Source organism: Paenibacillus sp. FSL K6-1096 (genome assembly GCF_037977055.1).
Lineage (GTDB): Bacteria > Bacillota > Bacilli > Paenibacillales > Paenibacillaceae > Paenibacillus_AQ.
On the sequence record NZ_CP150274.1, the window covers coordinates 2,597,850 to 2,617,916 of the forward strand.

The 20,067-nt window shown below is 55.1% G+C and carries 13 protein-coding genes; 2 read left to right on the forward strand and 11 right to left on the reverse strand.

Features of this window, described 5'->3' with window-relative positions:
* Positions 1-44 precede the first annotated feature (44 nt).
* The 10 genes from MHI24_RS11380 to MHI24_RS11425 form a co-directional block, all read right to left on the reverse strand.
* Positions 45-1,733, reverse strand: coding sequence for an extracellular solute-binding protein (locus MHI24_RS11380; RefSeq protein ID WP_340025740.1), 1,689 nt, complete (start codon positions 1,731-1,733; stop codon positions 45-47).
* A gap of 116 nt (positions 1,734-1,849) precedes the next feature.
* A complete protein-coding gene (locus MHI24_RS11385) occupies positions 1,850-3,394 on the reverse strand; it encodes a response regulator (RefSeq protein WP_340025741.1) in 1,545 nt (514 codons plus the stop codon).
* Between the two features lie 3 nt (positions 3,395-3,397).
* Entirely contained in the window at positions 3,398-5,221 is a 1,824-nt protein-coding gene (locus tag MHI24_RS11390) for a histidine kinase (protein WP_340025742.1), read from the reverse strand.
* Positions 5,222-5,241: 20 nt separating this feature from the next.
* The gene (locus MHI24_RS11395) at positions 5,242-6,783 is read right to left on the reverse strand and encodes a response regulator transcription factor (protein ID WP_340025743.1); all 1,542 of its coding nucleotides are present in this window, start codon (positions 6,781-6,783) and stop codon (positions 5,242-5,244) included.
* Between the two features lie 376 nt (positions 6,784-7,159).
* The gene (locus MHI24_RS11400; RefSeq protein ID WP_340025745.1) at positions 7,160-8,551 is read right to left on the reverse strand and encodes an ADP-ribosylglycohydrolase family protein; all 1,392 of its coding nucleotides are present in this window, start codon (positions 8,549-8,551) and stop codon (positions 7,160-7,162) included.
* Positions 8,552-8,554: 3 nt separating this feature from the next.
* A complete protein-coding gene (locus MHI24_RS11405) occupies positions 8,555-9,517 on the reverse strand; it encodes a nucleoside hydrolase (protein WP_340025746.1) in 963 nt (320 codons plus the stop codon).
* 22 nt (positions 9,518-9,539) lie between these two features.
* Positions 9,540-10,478: an ABC transporter permease gene (locus tag MHI24_RS11410; RefSeq protein WP_340025747.1), complete on the reverse strand. Its 939-nt coding sequence runs from the start codon at positions 10,476-10,478 to the stop codon at positions 9,540-9,542.
* Positions 10,475-11,521, reverse strand: a complete 1,047-nt coding sequence (locus MHI24_RS11415) for an ABC transporter permease (RefSeq protein ID WP_340025748.1) — start codon at positions 11,519-11,521, stop codon at positions 10,475-10,477. Before MHI24_RS11415 ends, MHI24_RS11410 begins: the two co-directional genes overlap by 4 nt.
* The gene (locus tag MHI24_RS11420; protein WP_340025749.1) at positions 11,514-13,076 is read right to left on the reverse strand and encodes an ABC transporter ATP-binding protein; all 1,563 of its coding nucleotides are present in this window, start codon (positions 13,074-13,076) and stop codon (positions 11,514-11,516) included. Before MHI24_RS11420 ends, MHI24_RS11415 begins: the two co-directional genes overlap by 8 nt.
* Before the next feature lie 40 nt (positions 13,077-13,116).
* Positions 13,117-14,253, reverse strand: coding sequence for a BMP family ABC transporter substrate-binding protein (locus tag MHI24_RS11425; RefSeq protein WP_340025750.1), 1,137 nt, complete (start codon positions 14,251-14,253; stop codon positions 13,117-13,119).
* 325 nt (positions 14,254-14,578) lie between these two features.
* Between MHI24_RS11425 and MHI24_RS11430 the strand changes: the two genes are divergently transcribed.
* Both MHI24_RS11430 and MHI24_RS11435 read left to right on the forward strand, forming a co-directional pair.
* The gene (locus MHI24_RS11430; RefSeq protein WP_340025751.1) at positions 14,579-15,334 is read left to right on the forward strand and encodes an AraC family transcriptional regulator; all 756 of its coding nucleotides are present in this window, start codon (positions 14,579-14,581) and stop codon (positions 15,332-15,334) included.
* Positions 15,335-15,496: 162 nt separating this feature from the next.
* Positions 15,497-17,737 (forward strand): helix-turn-helix domain-containing protein, encoded by a 2,241-nt coding sequence (locus tag MHI24_RS11435; RefSeq protein WP_340025752.1) that lies wholly within the window; start codon positions 15,497-15,499, stop codon positions 17,735-17,737.
* 692 nt (positions 17,738-18,429) lie between these two features.
* Here the strand turns inward: MHI24_RS11435 and MHI24_RS11440 are convergent.
* Positions 18,430-20,025 carry an extracellular solute-binding protein gene (locus MHI24_RS11440; RefSeq protein ID WP_340025753.1) on the reverse strand — a complete coding sequence of 532 codons (1,596 nt, stop codon included), beginning with the start codon at positions 20,023-20,025 and terminating at the stop codon, positions 18,430-18,432.
* Positions 20,026-20,067: the final 42 nt, after the last annotated feature.

Genomic DNA, 20,067 nt, shown 5'->3' on the forward strand with positions numbered 1-20,067 from the left:
GGCAGCGGCCCTCCACCTGCTGATCCCGGAACGTTACAGCTCCGTTATTTACTCCAATTATCAATTCTCCACTTGATCTGCTCATTGATCTTGTCTTCGTAAGCCTTTACATTCGCCTTCTTGATCTGTTCGGTATAATCGGTCCATACGGAATCGAAGTCAGCCGGATCGGCAAGAATGGCTTTCGGCAGGAACTTGGTCTGCAGATCACTCAGCTTGGTGCTGGCGATTTTGGCATCCGAGCCTTCAATCAGGTCGATGGACCAGGCAGGATAATAGACTTCGTTTGGTGGCGGATCACTGAAGAAGTCCACGTAGGAATCAAAGCCATAGGCATCCAGCACTTCCTTGTCATACGGCTTCAGGCCGGCTTTGTACTCCTCAGGCTGGGCAGCGGCATCTGTGGAGTTACCGTCGCTGAAGCTTCCTTCGGTCTTGGGCAGATATTCAAAGATCGCTTTGGCCTTGTTGGCCAGCTGCCAGGTGGCATCGGCTGCATTGTCACGCTGCTCCTGGGTTCTCATGAATCTGCCGTTCTCAACGATGTAATCCTCGCCTTCTACACCCCAGGAGAACAGCTTCTGCCACTTCTCATCCATCAGCGTATCAAGCAGCTTGATGATCTTCACCGGATCTTTGGCGTTGACGCTGATGCCGAAGCCGTTGTTAAGGTTCAGCACAGCCAGGTCGCGGTAGTGATCCTTAATGGATGTATCATAGACCAGCGGAAGGCCGACATAAGTACGTTCAATTTTGTTCTGGGTCGTCAGGGAATCCTCGGCCGCATTGAAGTTCCAGTGCTGGTCGAACATCCCGAGAACGGTACCGCTGGACAGCTTCGCCATATACTGGTCATAGTTCTGGACGAAGGTTTCTTTATCGATCAGGCCCTTGGCGTTCATTTCATTCAGCTTCTGGTAGTACCGCTTCGCATAATCCTTGTCGGCAAACACTTCGGCAACGCCGTCTTTGACAACCACACCGCCGTCATTCGGATGGCCGATCAGATGCTGCGGAGCGTTGAACAGCCCCCAGTTCTTCCAGTCATAGTTCAGAATTTCGAACCCGATCGTCGGGCTTCCGTCAATCTTCGGATATTTCTCTTTATATTTCTCAATCAGATCAAAGTATTCATCCAGCGTCTTTACCTGCGGATAATTGAACTCCTTCAGCACCGCCTTTTGAATCCAGAAGGCCGGGCCGGAGTACCACGAACTGTTGACCTTACCGTTATAGACACCATAGTTAGGCAGGATATAGATATGTCCGTCATTCGGGTCCTTCATCATGTTCCAGTAATCAGCGTAATGCTTCTTCAGGTTAGGCGCATGCTCTTCAATCAGGTCTTCCAGCGGGATATAGGCTCCTGCTGCTGTAAGCTTCGTATTCCCGGTCATCAGATCCGGATAGTCCTGGCCGGCAATCATAACGCCCAGCTTCTGGTTAATGTCGCCTGCCAGAAACTCCATGTCGAAGCTGGCTCCGGTCTCTTCTTTGATCATCTTGTAGATCTTGTTGTCTGGTGTAGGCTGTTGTCCTGCTGTCCCCAGGAATACGCTGACGGTGAAAGGTTCCACCTTTCCTGGCGTGTTAGACGAAGCAGTCTCTGGAGCTTTGGTACTCTCAGCCTGTCCTTTCGTATTGTTGTTGCCCCCGCAGCCTGACAATGCGAAGCTTAGGGATAACAGAGCAACCAGGGATAGCTTGAATGTTGCTTTCGACTTGCCCCCCATAAAGCACCTCCATAATGTGTTGTCTTTAATTAATTTGTAAGCACTTACACAATTGAATTATAGAGGTGAATCCCCTGTTGGAATACGACCGAACTAAAGGTATACCCCAAAAAATTTTAGAACTTTGCATGCCGGTACTCATTCGGTCCCATGTGCATCTCCTTCTCGAACCGTTTCAGAAACTGCCCGTAATTGACATAACCTACCCGTTCGGCAATCTCTGAGAGCTTGAGCCTGCTCTCGCGCAGGAGCACAGCCGCCGCCTGAATCCGCAGATGATGGAGCTGCTCATTGAAGGTCCTGCCGTTCTTTTTGATTAATAATTGACCCAGATATACAGGGTGCAGGAAGAAGACCTCCGCCAGTTTCTGAATGCTCAGGCTCTCATGATAATGCTCGCCGATATACTGGTTGATCTCGCGGATAATGCCGTGCGACTTCTGATTCTGTTCACGCACCAGGAGCTCGATGGCCCGCTCGCCGCAGGACAGCAGACGGCTGAGCAGCCCGGAGAGCGGGGTCATCGCCTGTTGAATCTCCGGGGCGATGCCGGAAGGCGCCCCCTGCTCCCCGCCGGAGGGATCAGCACCGGGCGCAAGCGCGAAGATCCGGTACAGAAGATGGATCACCAGCTTCCGTACAACCTCCGGCGCCACCTGCTGCTCCCGGAAGCTGCGCTCCGCTTCCTCCAGCGCCTTACGGTAGCCGCCCGCATCCAGCAGATTGACCGCATCCAGCAGAGCATCCATCAGCCCGATATGGTCATAGTGATAGCGGAAGGGCTGGCCCTTCACCCCGCTGTAGGACAGGATGCCCGCAGATTCCGGGGCATAGAAGAAATGCAGGAGCGTCTCCTTAGCACTGTTGTAGCTCTCCTCAATGCTCAGCAGCGAGCCCTCCGGCGCGCCCACAGCGATGTGCATCCGGCTGCCGCCATATTCCTGCAGCAGGGTCTGCAGCACTTCCGAGATCCTGCTGTCTTCTCCACTGCCTGCCTTTATTCCGTAAGCAATCCCGAGAATCCCTGCCTCCAGATCGATCGCCACCGCAGCCTGATGTCCGGCCAGCAATGAGGCGGTTCTTCCCCGCACCTCTGCGTACAGCTCGGGAACCGTCTGGATGAGGCAGATATTCCAGGCGGCGGTCTCACGGAAGCCGGGCAGCGTCTCCAGCAGATCGATCAACTCGGGATCTTCCTTTTTACCGTACAACAGGCTTCTGATTAGTGTGGCTGCCTCTTCTCCCGAGGCGGTCTCGTGGATCAGCCGGCGGTTCGTCTCCTGCTCCAGCTCCTGATGAATTTCCCGCAATTCCTCGGCGGCTTCCTCCGGAAACACAGGCTTCAGCAGGTAATGATTGATTCCGTAGCTGATCGCTGTCCGGGCATATTCAAATTCACTGTAACCGCTCAAAATGACGAACTTCACCGGATGTATGCTCTCCTGCCGCCATTCCCCGATCATCTCCAGCCCGTTCATGAGCGGCATGTTAATATCGGTGATGACCAGATCCGGCTGGAGCTGCTTCATCAATTTCAGCCCTTCCCGGCCATTGCCGCAGGTTCCGCACAGCTCGAAGCCCAGCTCCTGCCAGTCAATCCACATCTCCATGCCCTCAAGGGCGCTCGGCTCGTCATCAATCAGCAGCACTTTGTATTTCATCCGTTATACCTCGCTTTCATTGGAGTGGTTCTGCTCAAGCAGCTTAAGGGGAATGCCGAAGGTCACTACGGTTCCCTGGTCCGGTGTACTGGAGATGTCAAAGCGGACCTGATCCGCATAATACAGCTCCAGCCTGCGGTACACATTGCGGATGCCGATATTGGCCCCGGAGTAGTCCTCCTGGCGGACGGCAAACATCAATTCCTTCAGCTTATCCGGCCCGATGCCTTTGCCGTTGTCTGATACGGTAATCTGCAGCCGGTTGTCCACAATCGCCGTGGCTACCCGGATAATGCCCAGTCCCTCAATAGTCTGCAAGCCATGCTTGCAGGAGTTCTCCACCAGCGGCTGCATGCTCAGCTTCGGAATTTTATAATTCAGTGACTGCTCGTCAATCTCGAACGTATAATCGAATTTGTCCCTGAACCTGAATTTCTCAATCTTGAGGTACATGTCGATGAAGGTGATCTCCTCGCGAACGGTCACCAGGTCCTCCTTCCAGCTCAGCAGCCGGCGCAGCAGCTTTGACAGGCTTTTGACAATATCGGTGACATCGTTATATTTGTTCTTGGTGCAGACCACCAGAATGGCATTCAGCGTGTTGAACAGGAAATGCGGGTTCATCTGGCTCTGCAGGAAGTTCAGCTCCGCCCTGACGCGCTCCATCTCCAGATTCTTGCTCTGAATCTCCAGCTTGTACACATCATTAATCAGCGAATGGATACGGGAGGTCATCCGGTTGAAGGTGCGGATCAGGCCGCCGATCTCGTCCCGGCCCTCATCAATCGCAATCAGCTCGAACTTCTCATTAGTTACCTTCTGCATATGGCGGGACAGGCGCTTCACCCGGTAGTTGTAGGACCGCAGCATCATATAGATGAACCCGCTGGTCAGCAGTGTAAGCGTAGTAGCCAGCCCGGCCGCATACAGCCGGATATCGAGAATCGCCTGGGAGATGCGCTCTCCCTGCGTGATCCCGACCAGCTTCCAGCCCTTGAGATAGTTCGCCGTCCCTACAGCCATAACCCGGACATCTTCACTCTCGCCCTGGCTGTCGCCCCACTGGGTGAATACCGGATACGGATTATCCGTGACATGCTGGTAGCCGCTGTCCGCCGACATCACAATCTTGTTCTCCCCGTTGAGAAGATAGAGGCTGAGGTAATCTTTTTCCCGGACAATGATGTCATAGATCTGGCTCAGGTCCAGGTCGATCCGCAGCACCTTCTCGAACTTGTTCAGATTCCGGTAATTATCCATCGTCTCTATAACACTTAGCGCAGGGGTAGAGGTGGACAGATACTGGTTCTCGCTCGTCCGGTAAGCGGCCACAAACACCTGGGTCTCTGCCTTCTTCGCCTGCCGGTACCAGTCACTGGTCCATACCTTCTCGTTCATCACCTGATAGTTCCCGCCGGAGACAACGGTCTGGTTGTTGGTGTAGATGCTGATCCGCTCCAGCTGGTTGTTCACCGGCATATAGCTGTTCATCCGGTCTCTAAGCTGCTCGTTGAACGTGCTGTAGAATTCGATAGAATTCTCGTAGATCCGGTCCAGCATCTCATACAGGTTCTTATCCGCAGCCAGCGTGTAGCCGACAGACACCCCGCCCTCTATGAAATCATGGATGTCCTTGCGCGCACGCTCCATCGATATCTCCAGATTCTGCTGTTCTCTTGACTTGATGAGATCCGTGATCCGTTCCAGAAATACCAGATTCAGCACCATGATCGGCAGGAGCACCCCCACGATGTAGATCAGGTAGAATTTGTAGCTCAGCGGAATATCATTGATAAAGGTCCCGAATTTGAAACGTTTGGTCTTCATGCCTTATGCACCCGGCTTTCTTAGAGCTGCTTGTTCATATGGGCGTTTTTGTACACCGAAGGAGAGACGCCAACCTTGTTCTTGAACTTGTCGATGAAATAATCCGTATTGGAAAAGCCCACCTGCAGCGCAATATCCGATACTTTGAGCTGGGTTCGCTTGAGCAGGCCCTTGGCCGTCTCGATCCGCTTGTCATTCAGATAATCGCTGAAGCTGCGGCCGGTCTCCTTGCGGAACAGCTGGCCCAGATAGGCCGAATTCATATGGAACTGCTTGGCTAGATCCTGAAGCTGCAGCTTGCTGCGGAATTCAAGGTCCACATACTGGATCACGTTGTAGATGGTGTTCCCTTCGTTACTGGCCCGCAGCTCGGCAAGGTAAGCCGCTGTCTCCAGGCAGAGCCGGTCCACATACAAGCTGAGCTTATAATAATCCGTGAGTCCGCCCAAATTGCCGTACTCCTTGTGCATCGCGCACATGATCCGGTCCGGGTCTCCCTGCAGCTCCGAGATGCTCCGGCATAAGGTCATCTCCAGATGGGCTACCTCGGCCTGGGCGGCATCAATATTCACTCTCTTGGCTGTCATCGCCGCGAAGGCTTCCCGGATAGCTTCCTGAATCCGCGCGGGAACGCCTTCCTTCACCTTATCCGGCACCTGGACGAAATGCCCCTCCGTGAAATCGCGGCTCCGGCAGGTTGTTCTAAGATCATTGAAGTAGAAGATTCCGCCCTTCTCCTTCCGGTACTTCAGGCCCCAGACCTCAAGCGTCTGGGCATATAACTCCTGAATAGCACGAGCCCCTGTCCGCCTTCCGCTGATCATCACCGCCACCGGTACCCCCAGCTTCTGCGACTGCACCTTCTGAATTTGAAGGGCAGCCGCCTCAAGTGCTTCGGAGGACAGTCCGGCACAGCGGACAATCAGCCCTGCTCTTCCGGCCGGGTCCTGAAACATAAGCCCAAGCTGCTCGGGAAGCCCTTCGGTATCCATGCCGTTCAGCCCTGCCGTACCTGAGATGGCCGCAGCAAGGATACACTGCAGCTCCGTATCCGGCGTAAGCCCCAGAACGCTGTGGGCGGCCTGCTCCAGCTCACTGTTCCATTCCCCCTGAATCAGCCGGTTGATCAGGCTATGGACCAGGAAGTTGTGCTTCTTGCGCTCCTCTGCTCTGGAAGCGGTTTCATTTTGGATAATACCGCTGATCTTCGCCAGCAGCGCCTCCATCTCCTCATCGTCTGCCGGCTTTAGCAGGTAGCCGTCGACCTTATGACGCAGCGCCGTCCGGGCATAGCTGAAGTTGTCATACCCGCTCAGGATCACGAATCTTGGCGGAGGGTCCATCTCTTCCTTCACCGCAGCAATCAGCTCCAGACCGCTCATCACCGGCAGGTTAATATCTGTAAGCAGCAGGTCCGGCTGATGCTCGCGGACCAGCCGCAGGGCATCCCCGGCGCTAAGTGCTTCGGCACACACCTCGAACCCCGACTTCTCCCAGTCCACCATCGTTCTGAGCCCTTCCAGAACCCAGGGTTCATCGTCTACAATCATGACTTTCAGCATGAGCTCACTCCTATCCTTCAAAATGAAATGGGAATACCCCATGAATTACCAATAATGCTAACATACAAGTTGAAGGTTGTGAATTATAAGTTCAGCGGGTGATGGACCCGAGTCTGGTGGCACCAATGCAGTCAAGCGATTGTAGTCGGTTTTCTGCATATATCCGACCACCCCACCCTCGCGCCAGCCCAATGTAGTCGGTTTTTCGATTACATTGCGCCCACACACCATTATCCGGTGCAATATGGTCGGTTTTTCGATTACAGTCGGATGAAACACACAAAAAGCCGCCCAACCGCACCGGATGTTCTCCCCTGAAAACATCCGGTGCGAGGCGACTTCATATAAAAGTGCACTCAAATATTTAAACCTAAGCCTACTCCCCCAGCTCCCCACGCAGCTTCAGGAACACCTGATAGCTCCGCTCCGCGACCTCGGAGATCGCGATCGGGTGGAAGCCCGGCAGGTCCGCATACAGCGTGTCATTCAGCGGTGCGGTCCAGTTCACGGGCAGCTTGGCTGCACCCAGCTTCGCGCCCATAATTGAGCCGACAGTTGCGCCGTTGCAGTCCGTGTCCATCCCGGCCGCAACCGAGGTGACAACGGCTTTCTCGAAATCATTGCCGCCGTAGATCAGCGAAGCGGCCACGATGGCGGCGTTGTTGTTCGTATGCACCGGGTCATAATGGCTGAACTCGTCCCATAACAGGCTGACCAGCTCCCGCTGCGTGCCTGCCTGCTGGGCAAGCTCCACTCCCCGCAGTACATCCCGGGCCAGTCTGCTGGTTGAAGGAATCTCACTTAGCCCGACCTCTACAATCTCTTCGTTGCTAAGGCCCGCGAAGGCCGCCGAGATCATCGCAGCATTGAACATTTCGCCATAGATCCCGTTCTTCACATGCGAGAACGAGGCATCCCGCCAGCCCAGCTCCGCCGCCAGCTCAGGATGTCCGGCTGCCCCATAGGCCAGCCCGTCCGCACGGATCGCCGCGCCGATCCATTCCCGGTACGGATTGAGGTGCATCCGCACCCGCTCCTGGCGCAACGGCCAATCCGCCGGCTTCTCGCCATGCAGATGGGAGGTCTCCTGGGCAAAGTTCATATAGCTCTGCGTTTCCGCCGTACATACCTGACTGTAGGTCAGATGCCCATGCCACAGCTTGCCTATGTCCCAGGAATCCCAGTTCAGCCCTTTCTGCTCCAGCAGGAGCAGACCCAGCACGGTATAGCGGATATCGTCATCGCTCTCCATGTAGCTAATCTTCTCGCGTGTACTGGTGAATGACCAGTCGCTTAAGCCGAGCCCGTATTCCTCCCGGGCTGTTGAGAACTCCGGAGTATATCCTTTGATCGGCCAAGCGTCCGCGCCACGGAACCATAGCTCAATGTTCTCCCAGCCGGGGCGGCCATCCTTCCCGTACAGGTAATCCCAGTATTCCAGCGGCTTGCCCAGCGCACAGCCGACACTGCGGCCGAGCCACGCGCCGTAGAACCGGTCCCGCCACTGGTCCGGCGTCCAGTCCACCGCCAGCTTACGCGGACCCTCCGGGCGGAGCTGCCGAATCGCTTCCAGCTCCGACGGCTCCTGGTAAGGGAAGCTTGCGTCCACCGGAAGCGCCATCAGCTCCCGGTAGACCTCCATCAGCTTAGCTTCATCATTCCCGGCCGCATCCAGCTTCTCCGCCAGACTGCCCGGCTGGCAGCCTTCCTCAATCCGCTGCTGCAGCTCGAACCTGACCGTCTCCTGCAGACGTTCCCAGCCAGCCATCGGCTAAGCTTCTCCCGCCGGCGACTCCAACTGCCGGTCTAACCGGTCCAACGAATCGAATAGCAGCTTAATGAAGGCTTCGCGGTCTACACCGAGCAGTACTTCCGTATTAGCCGGCTGGTCCGGCTTTTTGCGCCGGTCGGCCACGGTCATGCCCCGGGTCAGCTTGCCTTCGGTCTCCACTGTCACATACAGGTTCTCCGATTCAAACAGCTCCGGGTGCAGCAGCCAGGCAATGGCGCACGGGTCATGCAGGGCGTTGCCGACAAAGCCCATCTTTTTGCCATAGATGGAGTAGAAATCAAGCAGCTCGCCAACCATGACGGATACAGGCCCGCGCGTCTTCAGCTCCTCAATCTCCTCTTCAAAAATTGCCGCCTTATCCGTCACATCCAATCCGCTCATTACAATCGGTATCCCGGATTCGAAGACGATCCTTGCCGCCTCCGGGTCTACATAAATATTGAACTCCGCCGTCCGGGTCACGTTACCGTAAGCCAGCCCGCCGCCCATCAGGGAGATTTTCTCAATGCGTTCCTTCACTTCAGGGTATGCCGTAATCAGTAGGGCAATATTCGTCAGCGGTGCAGTAGGCACCAGGGTAATCTTCTCTTCGGAGGAGCGGATAATGTCCAGCATGAACTCTACCGCTCCCTGCTCTACGGGCTTGAACTTGCTCGCCGGAAGCGCAGGACCGTCCATGCCTGACTCGCCGTGGGCTTCCTCTCCGGTGACCAGCTTGCCGAGCAGCGGCTGCGCCGCTCCCTTGGCTACCGGAATATCGGCGTTCACAAAGCTGAGGATCTTGAGTGCATTGTCTGTGATTTTATCAAGAATCTGGTTGCCTCCGACCGTGGTAATGCCCCGGATGTCCAGTTGCTCCGGATGAGCCAGCGCAAGCAGAATGGCAATCGCATCATCATGCCCCGGATCGCAGTCAATCAGAATAGGTGTAGGTGTTGGCATTGTGGTCGCCTCCTTGTATAAATTATTTGCCAGCCGTAGTCTTCAGCTTCCGGTTCTTCTTCCGGCTCTCCGAAATGGCGTAGATAATCAGACCGATGACCGTTGCCACATACGGCAGTGTAGCGATCAGCTCCGCCGGAATCTTCAGCACTTGCAGGGCATTGGAGAGCGCATCGGCTGCCCCGAATAGCAGGGAGGTCAGCGCGGTGCCCACGGTGGTGCTCCGGCCCATGGATTCTGCCGCGATGGCAATCCAGCCCCGGCCCGCCACCATATCGCGGGTGAACAGCGACAGATAGCCCATCGACATGTACGCTCCGCCCAGACTCGCGAAGAAGCCGCTGAGTAACAGCGCCGTATACTGAATACGGATAACGCTGACCCCAACCGACTGGGCCGCATGAGGGTTCTCGCCGACTGAACGGATACGCAGACCCATCGGGGTGCGGTTCAGCAGATAATAGACCACCAGCACGGAGATAATCGAGAGATAGGTCAGAATGTGGTGCCCCGACAGAATTGGCCCCAGCACCGGAATATCCTTCAGCAGCGGAATCTCAATACTCGGCAGTACCTTGCTCGCCAGCGAGGTGGACGAGCCCTTGTCCCCGCTGAGCAGATACAGAATGAACACCGTTCCGCCGGAGGCGAACATGTTGATGGCCACACCGCCGAGAATGATATGAGTCTTGAACTTCAGGGTGAAAAAAGCGAGAATCCCCGCGATCAGCGTCCCCGACAGCACCGCCCCCAGCAGTCCGACCCAGGCGCTCTGTGTATAGGCGCTGACAATGACCCCGGCCAGCGCCGAGACCAGCATGATCCCTTCCATCCCGATGTTGATGATGCCGGCCCGGTTCGAGATCAGCGCTCCCAGCGCAGCGAACAGGATCGGCGTAGTGACACGCAGGACAGAGAAGGCAAAATCCGTCGTCAGAATGACATTCAGCAGGCTGTTCATGCTTCCTTCGCCTCCTTCAGCAGCATTCTGTTCTTCCAGAACTTGAGGAACTGCTCAGCGGAAATCAGCAGAATAATGACGGCCTGGATGATGGAGATCATCTCGGACGGCACATCGGACAGACGTGCCATCAGGTCAGCGCCGATGCGGATATAGGCCAGAAAGAGCGCTGAGCCAATGACCGACAGCGGGTTGTTCTTCGCCAGCATCGCGACTAGCGCCCCGTCGAGGCCGTAACCCGGCAGCGAGGTCCACTGGAAGCGGCTGTACATCCCGAGCACCTCCACCGAGCCGCCCATCCCGGCGATGAATCCGGCAATCAGGTGGACCAGAATGATCACCTTGGCCGTTTTCATGCCCGAATAGCGGGCGAATTCCCGGTTGACCCCGGTCATCCGCAGCTCATAGCCCCATTTGGTCCGGTAGAGGAACAGATGGGCCAGCACAATAAGCACCAGTACAATAATAAGTCCGGTGTGAATCCGTGTACCGGTGAACAGCTTGGTCAGCTGCGCGGTTTTCTCGAATTTGAAGGAGACGTTGGCGAAGGCCTTGGCATCCCGCAGATGATAATTCAGCAGGTACAGCCCCACTCCGAACAGGATACTGTTGAACATCAGCGAGGTTACCAGCTCGTTCGCATTCCACTTGGCCTTGAGTATGCCGGGAATGGCCGACAGGATGGCCCCGACGATGGAGCCTGCAAGAATAGCCACCAGCGGATGCAGCCAGCTGTTCAGGCTGAGATGAATCGCCAGTGCAGCCGTGACAATCCCGGAGAAGTAGAAGATCCCCTCCGCCCCCAGGTTGAACATATTCGCCCGGAACAGCAGGGAGACGGCCAGCCCGGTGAACATCAGCGGAATCGCCATTTCAATGACGTTGCCGATATGACCCTTGGTCGAGAGCGGCTCGATCAGGAAGATGCCGATCGTCTTCACCGGATGGTCGCTGACCAGCGAGATAATCAGAAAAGCGATAATCAGGGCAATGGCAATGACAGCTGCCGTCCGGATCGCTTCGAAATATTTCACTTTAAACATGATTGATGGCCCTCCCGGTCTGCTCTTTATCCTGCCGGTGGATGCCCAGCATATACAGCCCCAGCTCTTCCTCACTGACTGCCGAAGGATGCTCGAAATAGGCTACAATCTGCCCTTCATACATCACCAGCAGACTGTCGCTCAGCTCCAGAATCTCGTTCAGATCCGCCGACACCAGCAGGGTCGCACAGTTCTTGGAACGAAGCTCCAGCAGCTTCTGGTGGATGAATTGCGCCGCACCGATATCCACGCCCCGGGTCGGCTGCTCAGCAATCAGCAGCTGCGGGTTCGTAGCGCATTCCCGGGCCACCACCACCTTCTGCATATTACCGCCGGACAGCATGCCGATCGGCTGCTGCGGGCCGGAGCAGCGCACCTTGAACTCCTCAACGAGCGAGGAGGCCAATGCCGCAATCCGTGATTTATGCAGAAAAGGTCCCTTATTCATATCCTTGGTCCGGTAACGGGTAGAAATCAGATTGTCGGCAATGCTGGCATCGGCAGCAGAGCCCTGGCGCATCCGGTCCTCCGGGATATAGGATACGCCCAGGCTGCGGATATTCAGAATATCCAGCCCGGTAATCTCCGTTCCCTTCACCTGTACCGATCCGCTGCTGGCTACGCCATGGAGGCCGCCGGTCAGCGCTTCGATCAGTTGGGTCTGGCCGTTACCCTCGACGCCGGCGATGCCGACGATTTGGCCTTCACGGACTGAGAAGCTGATGTCTGACAGGAGCGCTTTGCCCTGGCTGTCCAAGACATTAAGCCCCTCTACCGCAAGCACCGGCTTGCCGTAAGGAACTTCGCCCTTGTCATACTTCAGCACGACATCCCGGCCAACCATCAGCCGGGAGATTTCCTGCTCTGTTACATCACGGGTCTCGAAGACCCCTTCACTTCTGCCGCCGCGCATGATGGTAATCCGGTCGCAGATGGCTTTGACTTCCTTCAGCTTGTGCGAGATGAACACAATCGTGTGCCCCTGCTCCTTGAGCTGCTGCAGCTCGTGGAACAGCTCCTCGGTCTCCTGCGGAGTCAGGACGGCAGTAGGCTCGTCCAGGATAAGAATCCGGGCTCCGCGCACCAGCGCCTTCAGAATCTCCACCTTCTGCTTCATGCCGACGCTTAAGTCCTCGACCTTGGCTCTGGCATTTACCGTGAGGTTATATTTACGGGCCGTTTCCTCGGTCAGACGCACGGCCTCGGCAACATCGAAGCCTACGCCCTTCTTCGGTTCCATGCCCAGCACCATATTCTCCGCCACCGTAAAGGAAGGCACCAGCATGAAGTGCTGGTGCACCATGCCGATGCCGCGGTCAATCGCATCCTGCGGGGATTGCAGTCTGACCTGCTCCCCCCGGATGTAGAGCCCGCCTTCGCTGGGCTCCTCCATCCCGAACATTATTTTCATCAGCGTCGATTTGCCGGCCCCGTTCTCTCCCGCAATCGCATGAATCTCGCCCTCGCGCAGAGAGAACTCAACGTCCTTGTTGGCTACAACGCCGTTTGGATACACCTTGGTAATTCCCCGCATTTCCAGCAGAGCATTTGCCATGGGTCATCAACGCCTTTCAACCGGAATTCTGTTTCTATCCTTAAGGTTTAACAGCGTTACGGATGGCTTCTACCTCTGAGGTCTCCATCCCCATCGCATTATCCACTTTGATTTCCTTGTTAATCAGCTTCTGCTTCACTTCTTCAACCTTAGCCTGCAGGTCCGCCGGGAACACCTCTTTATAAATCTCATTCTCGGCAATGCCTACGCCGTCTTCCACGAAGCCAAGCACATCGCGTTTACCCATTTCCAGCGTGCCGTCCTGCAGCTTCTTCACCGCACCCAGGATGGCCGAATCGATCTTCTTAATCGCTGAAGTCACGATCAGATTAGCCTTCGCGCTGTCTGTATCCTTCAGCAGCATCGCCTGGTCGGAATCGACACCGATCGCATATTTGGTCTTCTCTTTTGCCGCATCAAAGATCCCCAGACCCGTACCGCCAGCCACGTTGAAAATAACATCCACACCGGAGTTATACTGGATCAGCGACAACTCCTTGCCCTTGGCAGGGTTCACGAAATCACCGGCATAGGATACCGCTACCTTCACATCCGGATCAACATACTGTGCTCCCTGAATGTAACCGACCAGGAAGGCATTGATGCCGGGAATATCCATTCCGCCCAGGAAGCCGATTACGTTATCCTTGTTCGCGTTCGGCATATCCGACTGGGTAGCCAGCGCCGCAACCGCACCTGCCAGGAAGGAGACCTCGTTGGTCGAGTAGGACATGTTGTACATATTCGCAGGCGCTTCCTCGATGTCGGTATCATAGTTAATGAACTTTTTATCAGGGTTCGCTTCAGCCGTCGCATTGAACATTTCTGTAATTTCCGAGCCGCCGGAGATGACAACATCCCAATCCTCAGCCGCAATATCGTTAAAAGTAGGCTCCCACTTCGTCTTGTCTGCACCCATTTCTACAACCTTGGTTTCAGCGCCCAGCTCGCTTTTTACCTTCTGCAGACCGCTGTTCGCCGCATCAAAAAACGATTTATCCCCCAAAGTCCCCGGAATCAGCAGCACAACTCTGAGCTTGTCCCCCGCAGCCGCATTCCCGCCCTCGGCATCCGTTCCCGGAGTAGCCGCATTTCCGTTACCGGACTTGTTGTTTCCGCACGCCGTGACCAGCACCATAACCGCCAGCAGCAATAAAGTAAGCATTCTCTTTGTCATCTCTGAAGTTCACACCCCTGTTTGTAATAGTTCAACCCTGAGGAAAACATAAAATCCCAATTACACGTTTTGTTGTATCCGTTGAATCGGTCACCATGAATGAACAACTGTTGAAATTCTGAAAATATGCATTTTACTCTGAAAACCAAACATCCCATGTTACAATTTGCAAAAAAACCGCAGAAAACCCGAACAAGATGGCCAGTCCAGTTGAGAATCTTCGGTTTTATTGATAAGATCATAACAAATGAAAACATAAATATTTATATATTTTCGGTCAACTTTTTGTACGATTCGGCTGAAACATCTGAAATGGAGGCTCATCATGGATCGTGTCCTATATATTGTCAATGCAGAGCATGAAGCCGGTACTTATATCCCTCCCCATCAGCATGAATGCTTCGAGCTGGTATATTACATCACTGGCCAGGGAACGTGCAGCATCGGCCAGCGCAGCTATCACTTCCGCCCCTCCACCTTCGGTCTGATTCCGCCGGGCTTCAAGCATGACGAGAATCACCAGCCCAGCCCGGAGGTGCTGTTCGTCGGCTTTCACTGCGGCAACCCGGTGATCAACTCGCTCTCCGGCGTCTTCGATGACGACAAGGAGCATACCGTGCTGCAGACCCTGCAGCGGATGAATGCCGAATTCAAGCGCAAGCGCGACGGGTTCACCGAGCTCCTGAACCTGCAGATGAGCGAGATTACCGTCTATCTGCAGCGGCTGCTCAGCGCCTCCGGCTTCCACTCCCCGGCAGAGGATCAGATGCAGTATGTGCTGAATTATATGGATGAGCACTACCGCCACCGGCTGTCCGTCGCCTCGCTGGCCGAGATGTCCGGGTACAGCTATGACCGCTTCCGCCATCTGTTCAAGGAGCGGTTTATGCATTCCCCGCACCGTTATCTTTTACTGAAACGCCTGGATTATGCCAAATCGCTCCTGCTGCACAGCCAGATGCATATTTCCGAGGTATCCGCCGCCGCCGGATTCGTGAATGACGCCCAGTTCTGCAATATGTTCAAAAGAGAGACCGGCCTCTCCCCGCGCACCTTCCGCATCCGCAGCAGAGAGCTGTAGCAGGGAGCGCTGAAAGTAGCTTTTGTCCACTAATCTTGGATATGTTCACTCCCTCCCGGTCCGGACTGTTCACTGTTGTAATCTTGTTCCACTGTCCTGTTCATAGGTTGCAGCTTATAATCGTACTATGAACAATCCAGAGCAGGAGACAGGGGGTATTCCATGAGACTGAACAAGATCGGCAATCCAAGAGCGCTGTACAGCAGGATGTTAGTCAGTATTACACTCTGCGTCTCGTTCACCTTTCTGGTCTCGACCATTATCTATTACAACTATTATATCGGCGTCGAGAAGAAGCAGGCCTTCCAGTCCGACTTGGGCAATCTCACCCAGACCAGCCGGGAGGTCGTGAACATGACGGATGCGGCGCAATCGCTTTCTTTTCAAATCTACCGCAACAGCACCATCTCCAAAATTGTCTTCTACGACAAGCCGGACATCTATGATGTCACAGCAGCCATGTCCGAGCTCGGCAACTACTTAAGCTCCATGCCTTATATTGAATCAATCTATGTATACAATCCCAAGGGCGGACAGCTGTATATCGCTTCCTCCCACGGCCAGAACGGAGTCTTTACCGCACAGGAGATGGTGGACACCTCCATTCTGGATATCCTGAGCCACTATCAGGACTACAAACCATTCACGCCGATTCCCCGGGTCTATTCCAATGGGGCTCAGGAGAATGATCAGGTCCGTGCCTATACGTTCCTCTGTCTGGATGCAATCGGCTGGGACCGGGCCATTAATTCAGCCGTCATTGTGAATATCTCGGCCCCGTGGATCAATAAGGAGATTGCCAGCCCGGCAGATTCCGCCAATGCAACCTATATTCTGGACGACCAGGGTTCGTTCCGGTCCAGCAGCAGTCTGCAGCCGCAGGAGCTTACCCCGGAGGAGTCAGGCTTCATCCAGCAGCGGATCAAGGGCCGGGAAGCCGGTTATTTCATCGCGCCGTTCGGCGGGGTGAATTCTCTGATCTCTTACACAGCGCCGGATGCCTTCAACTGGCAGTATGTGCGGATTACGCCGTATGAGAGCATAACCGAGCAGACCAATACGATCCGCAACACCACCTTGCTCATTGCCGGCCTCGTGCTGGTAGCCGGAATAGGCCTCTCCTGGATCTTGTCCCGTACACTGTATCTGCCGATTAACCGGATTGTCAGCGAGATGAAGGTTCTGGAGAACGAGAAGCGCGACAGCATGTTCATGATCCGGCAAAATACGCTGCGCGACCTGATCCTCGGCCTGAAGCCGCCGCAGTCGATGCAGCAGATGGAGAAGCTGCGCAAGCTTGGCATTCATTTCACCTTCAATGATGATTACCGCCTGATTTTGCTGAGGATTGACCGTTACCAGGAGTTCCGGGAAGCCCGATCCTCCTATCTGCTGGCCTCCAAGTTTGCCATCATGAACATCGCTTCGGAAATCTGCGGCCAGACCTACCGGGTGGAGACGGTGGATATGAACGATGACGGCATTCTGGTGCTGCTGAACATTATCGATCCCGTGGAATACACCGACACCGGACTGATCGAGGCGCTGCTCCGGCAGATCCAGCAGGCCTGCTCCGATTATCTGAAGCTGAGCCTTACGCTCACCTACAGCCATATTGACCGCAACGCGGACCAGCTGCATCAGCTCTACAAGCAAGTCCGGGAGGCGTCAAATCACCGGCTGTTCTACGGACATGGCTGTATCATTAATGCCAGGGATATCTGCGCGCTGGAATCCGGAACTTACCATTATCCGGCCGACAAGGAGAAGAAGCTGACGGATGCCCTATTGAGCGGAAAAGTGGACGAGGCCGCCGTACAGTTCAGCAGTATGATCCGGGAGACTGAGGCCTTCCCCTTCCAGACGGTGCAGTTAACCGTGTCCAGACTCAGCGTGACCGTCAGCGAGATTGTGAATGCTATCCAGAGACGTAACCGCTTACAGATTGACGGAGTGTGCGGGCTGCCCAGTCTGGAGGCCATTGAGACCATAGAGGAGCTGGAGACGGCCTTCGCCGCCCTTTTCCTCAGCCTGCAGGAGCAGTTGTCCGATAAAAAAAACACCAAGCAGCACGACCTCATCTGCCAGATTAATACCAAAATCAACGAGGATTACATGAAGCCGCAGCTGAGCCTCAACCAGATCGCCGATGAGCTGGGCATGTCCCCCATCTATATCAGCCGTCTCTATAAGCAGCAGACGATGAAGAGCATCGTCGATGTCATTCTGGAGGTGCGGATGCGCGAGGTCTGCGCCCTGCTGGAGAATACCGACCTGCCGGTGACGAGCATTGCCGAGCGCTGCGGCTTCACCAGCAGCTCGTACCTGCACCGGATGTTCAAGCGCAGCTTCGGTACAACGCCCACCGACTTCCGGCGGCTGAAGAGTGCGCAGGTGGAATAGGGGCGGGGGTAAACAAACTTGCCTGGACCCTAAGTTGCATAAATTGCAACTTAGAGACCTGAATCCTTCGCTTCTGTGTTAAAATGTTGCACCAAATGCAGCAACTCGCTCAAGTATCCGCTAAACCTATGCGAAATCCTGCATTCCGTGCAACATTTCCTGCTCAGTCCTCATTTATAAAGTACAATGCTGCAATTTATGCAGGATTTCGTCCTTTGCTTTGGTGGAACACCAAGCCCAGATCTTTGCCCTTTTCTGTTGCTCTTTGCTTTTGCTGTTCACGCTTTGGTGGAACACCAAGCCAGTTTTTCCTTTGCTGTTGTGGCAGTTCGCGCTTTGGTGGAACACCAAGCAAGGTTTTCCGCTTTGTCCCTTGCAGTTAATTTTTGCTTCTGCCCTTTGCGGTGGATGTGAAACAACATCAGCCCGTCTCCAAATTCATGGAGACGGGCTCTCTGCTTTTTCCCTCTTGCCGCGAAAGCCATTGGGCTGACGTGGCAGATGTAGTGTGGGTGTTACCAATGACACGCGCAGGCAGCGGAGCAAACGGAATGAATGTGGAGAAGCGGCAGCGTTCGCCTTTGTGTCCGGATTTTCACCGCTCACATCATTCCGTTTGCGGAGCGTCCCACCAAGCGGCCACCACCGGGGCCACCACCGGGGCCACCACCGGGGCCACCACCAGGGCTTCCCTACTTCAGACCCTTCTCCGCAACATAAGCCTCCCACTGCTTCGTCCACTCCGCCTGAATCTTCTCCAGCCCCGCCTGCTTCGCCTTCTGCATAAAGGTTTCGAGGCCCTTATCTACATCATCCACAAGTCCGGCCTCCAGCGGGAACAGATATTGCTTCTCCACCTGCTCCAGCGCGGCTTTCTCCGCCTGATATGAGGAGTAGTCTTCCGCGAAGCCGAGGAACAGGTCCGGCTTCTGGATTTTATCCAGCTCATCGAAGATCGCCTTCACCCCGTCGAAGCCCTTGTCGAACAGCATGAATTCCGGATTTCTCCACGCCCAGCCGTTCATGCCCTCACGGGAGAAGCCGTTCGAGGTACTGGTGCCGACCAGCTTGTAGTAGCCGTCTTCGACCGTGTAGTTCTTGCCTTCAATGCCATATTGCGTCAGCTGGTTATACCGCTTGTCGAGCACCATTTTCTGATAGAAGGCCAGTGCCCGTTCCGGGTTCTTGCTGCTCTTCGGAATCGCGAACCCGTTGTGAATCGGATGGACAGGAGTCGCATAGCCGGTAGTCAATCCGAACGGAGAGTAGGCCAGCTCCCAATCCGGGTGGGTTGTGCTGATCTTCATCTTCATATCATTGAAGCGGTTCGGGTTATCCCCGAACATGCTGGCAGCTTTGCCCGAAGTCACCGGGTCCTGCATCGTATCCTTGATGTTCAGCACATTCTTCGGAATGAAGCCCTTGTCCGCCCAGCGCTTCATCGTCTTCAGCTCTTCCTTCTGCTCATCCGAGCCCCAGTAGGAGTAGACCGTTCCCGGGGAGTCATACTTCACGCCCATCCCGTAAGGCAGCGCGCCGATCATCTTGTTCAGCTCCGTATAAATGTAGTGCAGATTGTTGCCCACATCGCTGTTCAGGGACATCGGCATCATGTCCGGCTCATTTTTGGCAATGCCGTCCATGTAAGCCTCATAGCTGGCCAGATCCTTCGGCTCCGGAAGATTGTATTTCTTGCGCAGATCCTCACGGTAGACGAACCCGTTGGTCACATACTCCTTGAAGGTCGACGGAACGGTGTAGATTTTCCCGTCTACCTTAACATCCTCCCACATCGAGGCAGGCACGAACTTCTGCAGCTCGGGAGCCGCCTTCGGCAGCAGGTCATCCAGCGGCAGAAATGCGCCGCGCTTCGCGTAGGATTGATATTGCGTCCAGTCTGCGGTGAAAATCAGATCAATCGCCTGGCCGGAGGACAGCAGCAGCTTGTATTTCTGATCCCAGTCCGTCCAGCTGGTGAAGTTGAACTTCACCGTAGCGTTCAGGTCAGCCTCAGCCATTTTGTTGACCTCCGCCTGAATGGCCGGCAGGTCCTTAGGAGCATCGCCCAGCATATAGAATTGCAGCTCCACCTTCTTCGAGGTATCAATCCCGGTATCCGCTGCCGGAGCAGCTCCCTCGGATGCTGCCGGTGTGCCGCTGTTCCCGTCCTTCCCGCCGTTACCGGCGCTTGTATTGTTGCCGCCTCCGCCGCAGCCTGCAAGGAGCGACAGAGTGAGCAGCCCTGCTGTAAGCGTAACCAGAGATTTGCGGCCAGTTGTCTTTCTCATGAATGAACCCTCCTAATTAATGTGGTGAGCGATAATGCGATG

Coding starts and splice junctions, on each gene's coding strand:
- MHI24_RS11380 (WP_340025740.1), bottom strand. CDS start 1,733: ATGGGGGGCAAGTCGAAAGCAACATTCAAGCTATCCCTGGTTGCTCTG.
- MHI24_RS11385 (WP_340025741.1), bottom strand. CDS start 3,394: ATGAAATACAAAGTGCTGCTGATTGATGACGAGCCGAGCGCCCTTGAG.
- MHI24_RS11390 (WP_340025742.1), bottom strand. CDS start 5,221: ATGAAGACCAAACGTTTCAAATTCGGGACCTTTATCAATGATATTCCG.
- MHI24_RS11395 (WP_340025743.1), bottom strand. CDS start 6,783: ATGCTGAAAGTCATGATTGTAGACGATGAACCCTGGGTTCTGGAAGGG.
- MHI24_RS11400 (WP_340025745.1), bottom strand. CDS start 8,551: ATGGCTGGCTGGGAACGTCTGCAGGAGACGGTCAGGTTCGAGCTGCAG.
- MHI24_RS11405 (WP_340025746.1), bottom strand. CDS start 9,517: ATGCCAACACCTACACCTATTCTGATTGACTGCGATCCGGGGCATGAT.
- MHI24_RS11410 (WP_340025747.1), bottom strand. CDS start 10,478: ATGAACAGCCTGCTGAATGTCATTCTGACGACGGATTTTGCCTTCTCT.
- MHI24_RS11415 (WP_340025748.1), bottom strand. CDS start 11,521: ATGTTTAAAGTGAAATATTTCGAAGCGATCCGGACGGCAGCTGTCATT.
- MHI24_RS11420 (WP_340025749.1), bottom strand. CDS start 13,076: ATGGCAAATGCTCTGCTGGAAATGCGGGGAATTACCAAGGTGTATCCA.
- MHI24_RS11425 (WP_340025750.1), bottom strand. CDS start 14,253: ATGACAAAGAGAATGCTTACTTTATTGCTGCTGGCGGTTATGGTGCTG.
- MHI24_RS11430 (WP_340025751.1), top strand. CDS start 14,579: ATGGATCGTGTCCTATATATTGTCAATGCAGAGCATGAAGCCGGTACT.
- MHI24_RS11435 (WP_340025752.1), top strand. CDS start 15,497: ATGAGACTGAACAAGATCGGCAATCCAAGAGCGCTGTACAGCAGGATG.
- MHI24_RS11440 (WP_340025753.1), bottom strand. CDS start 20,025: ATGAGAAAGACAACTGGCCGCAAATCTCTGGTTACGCTTACAGCAGGG.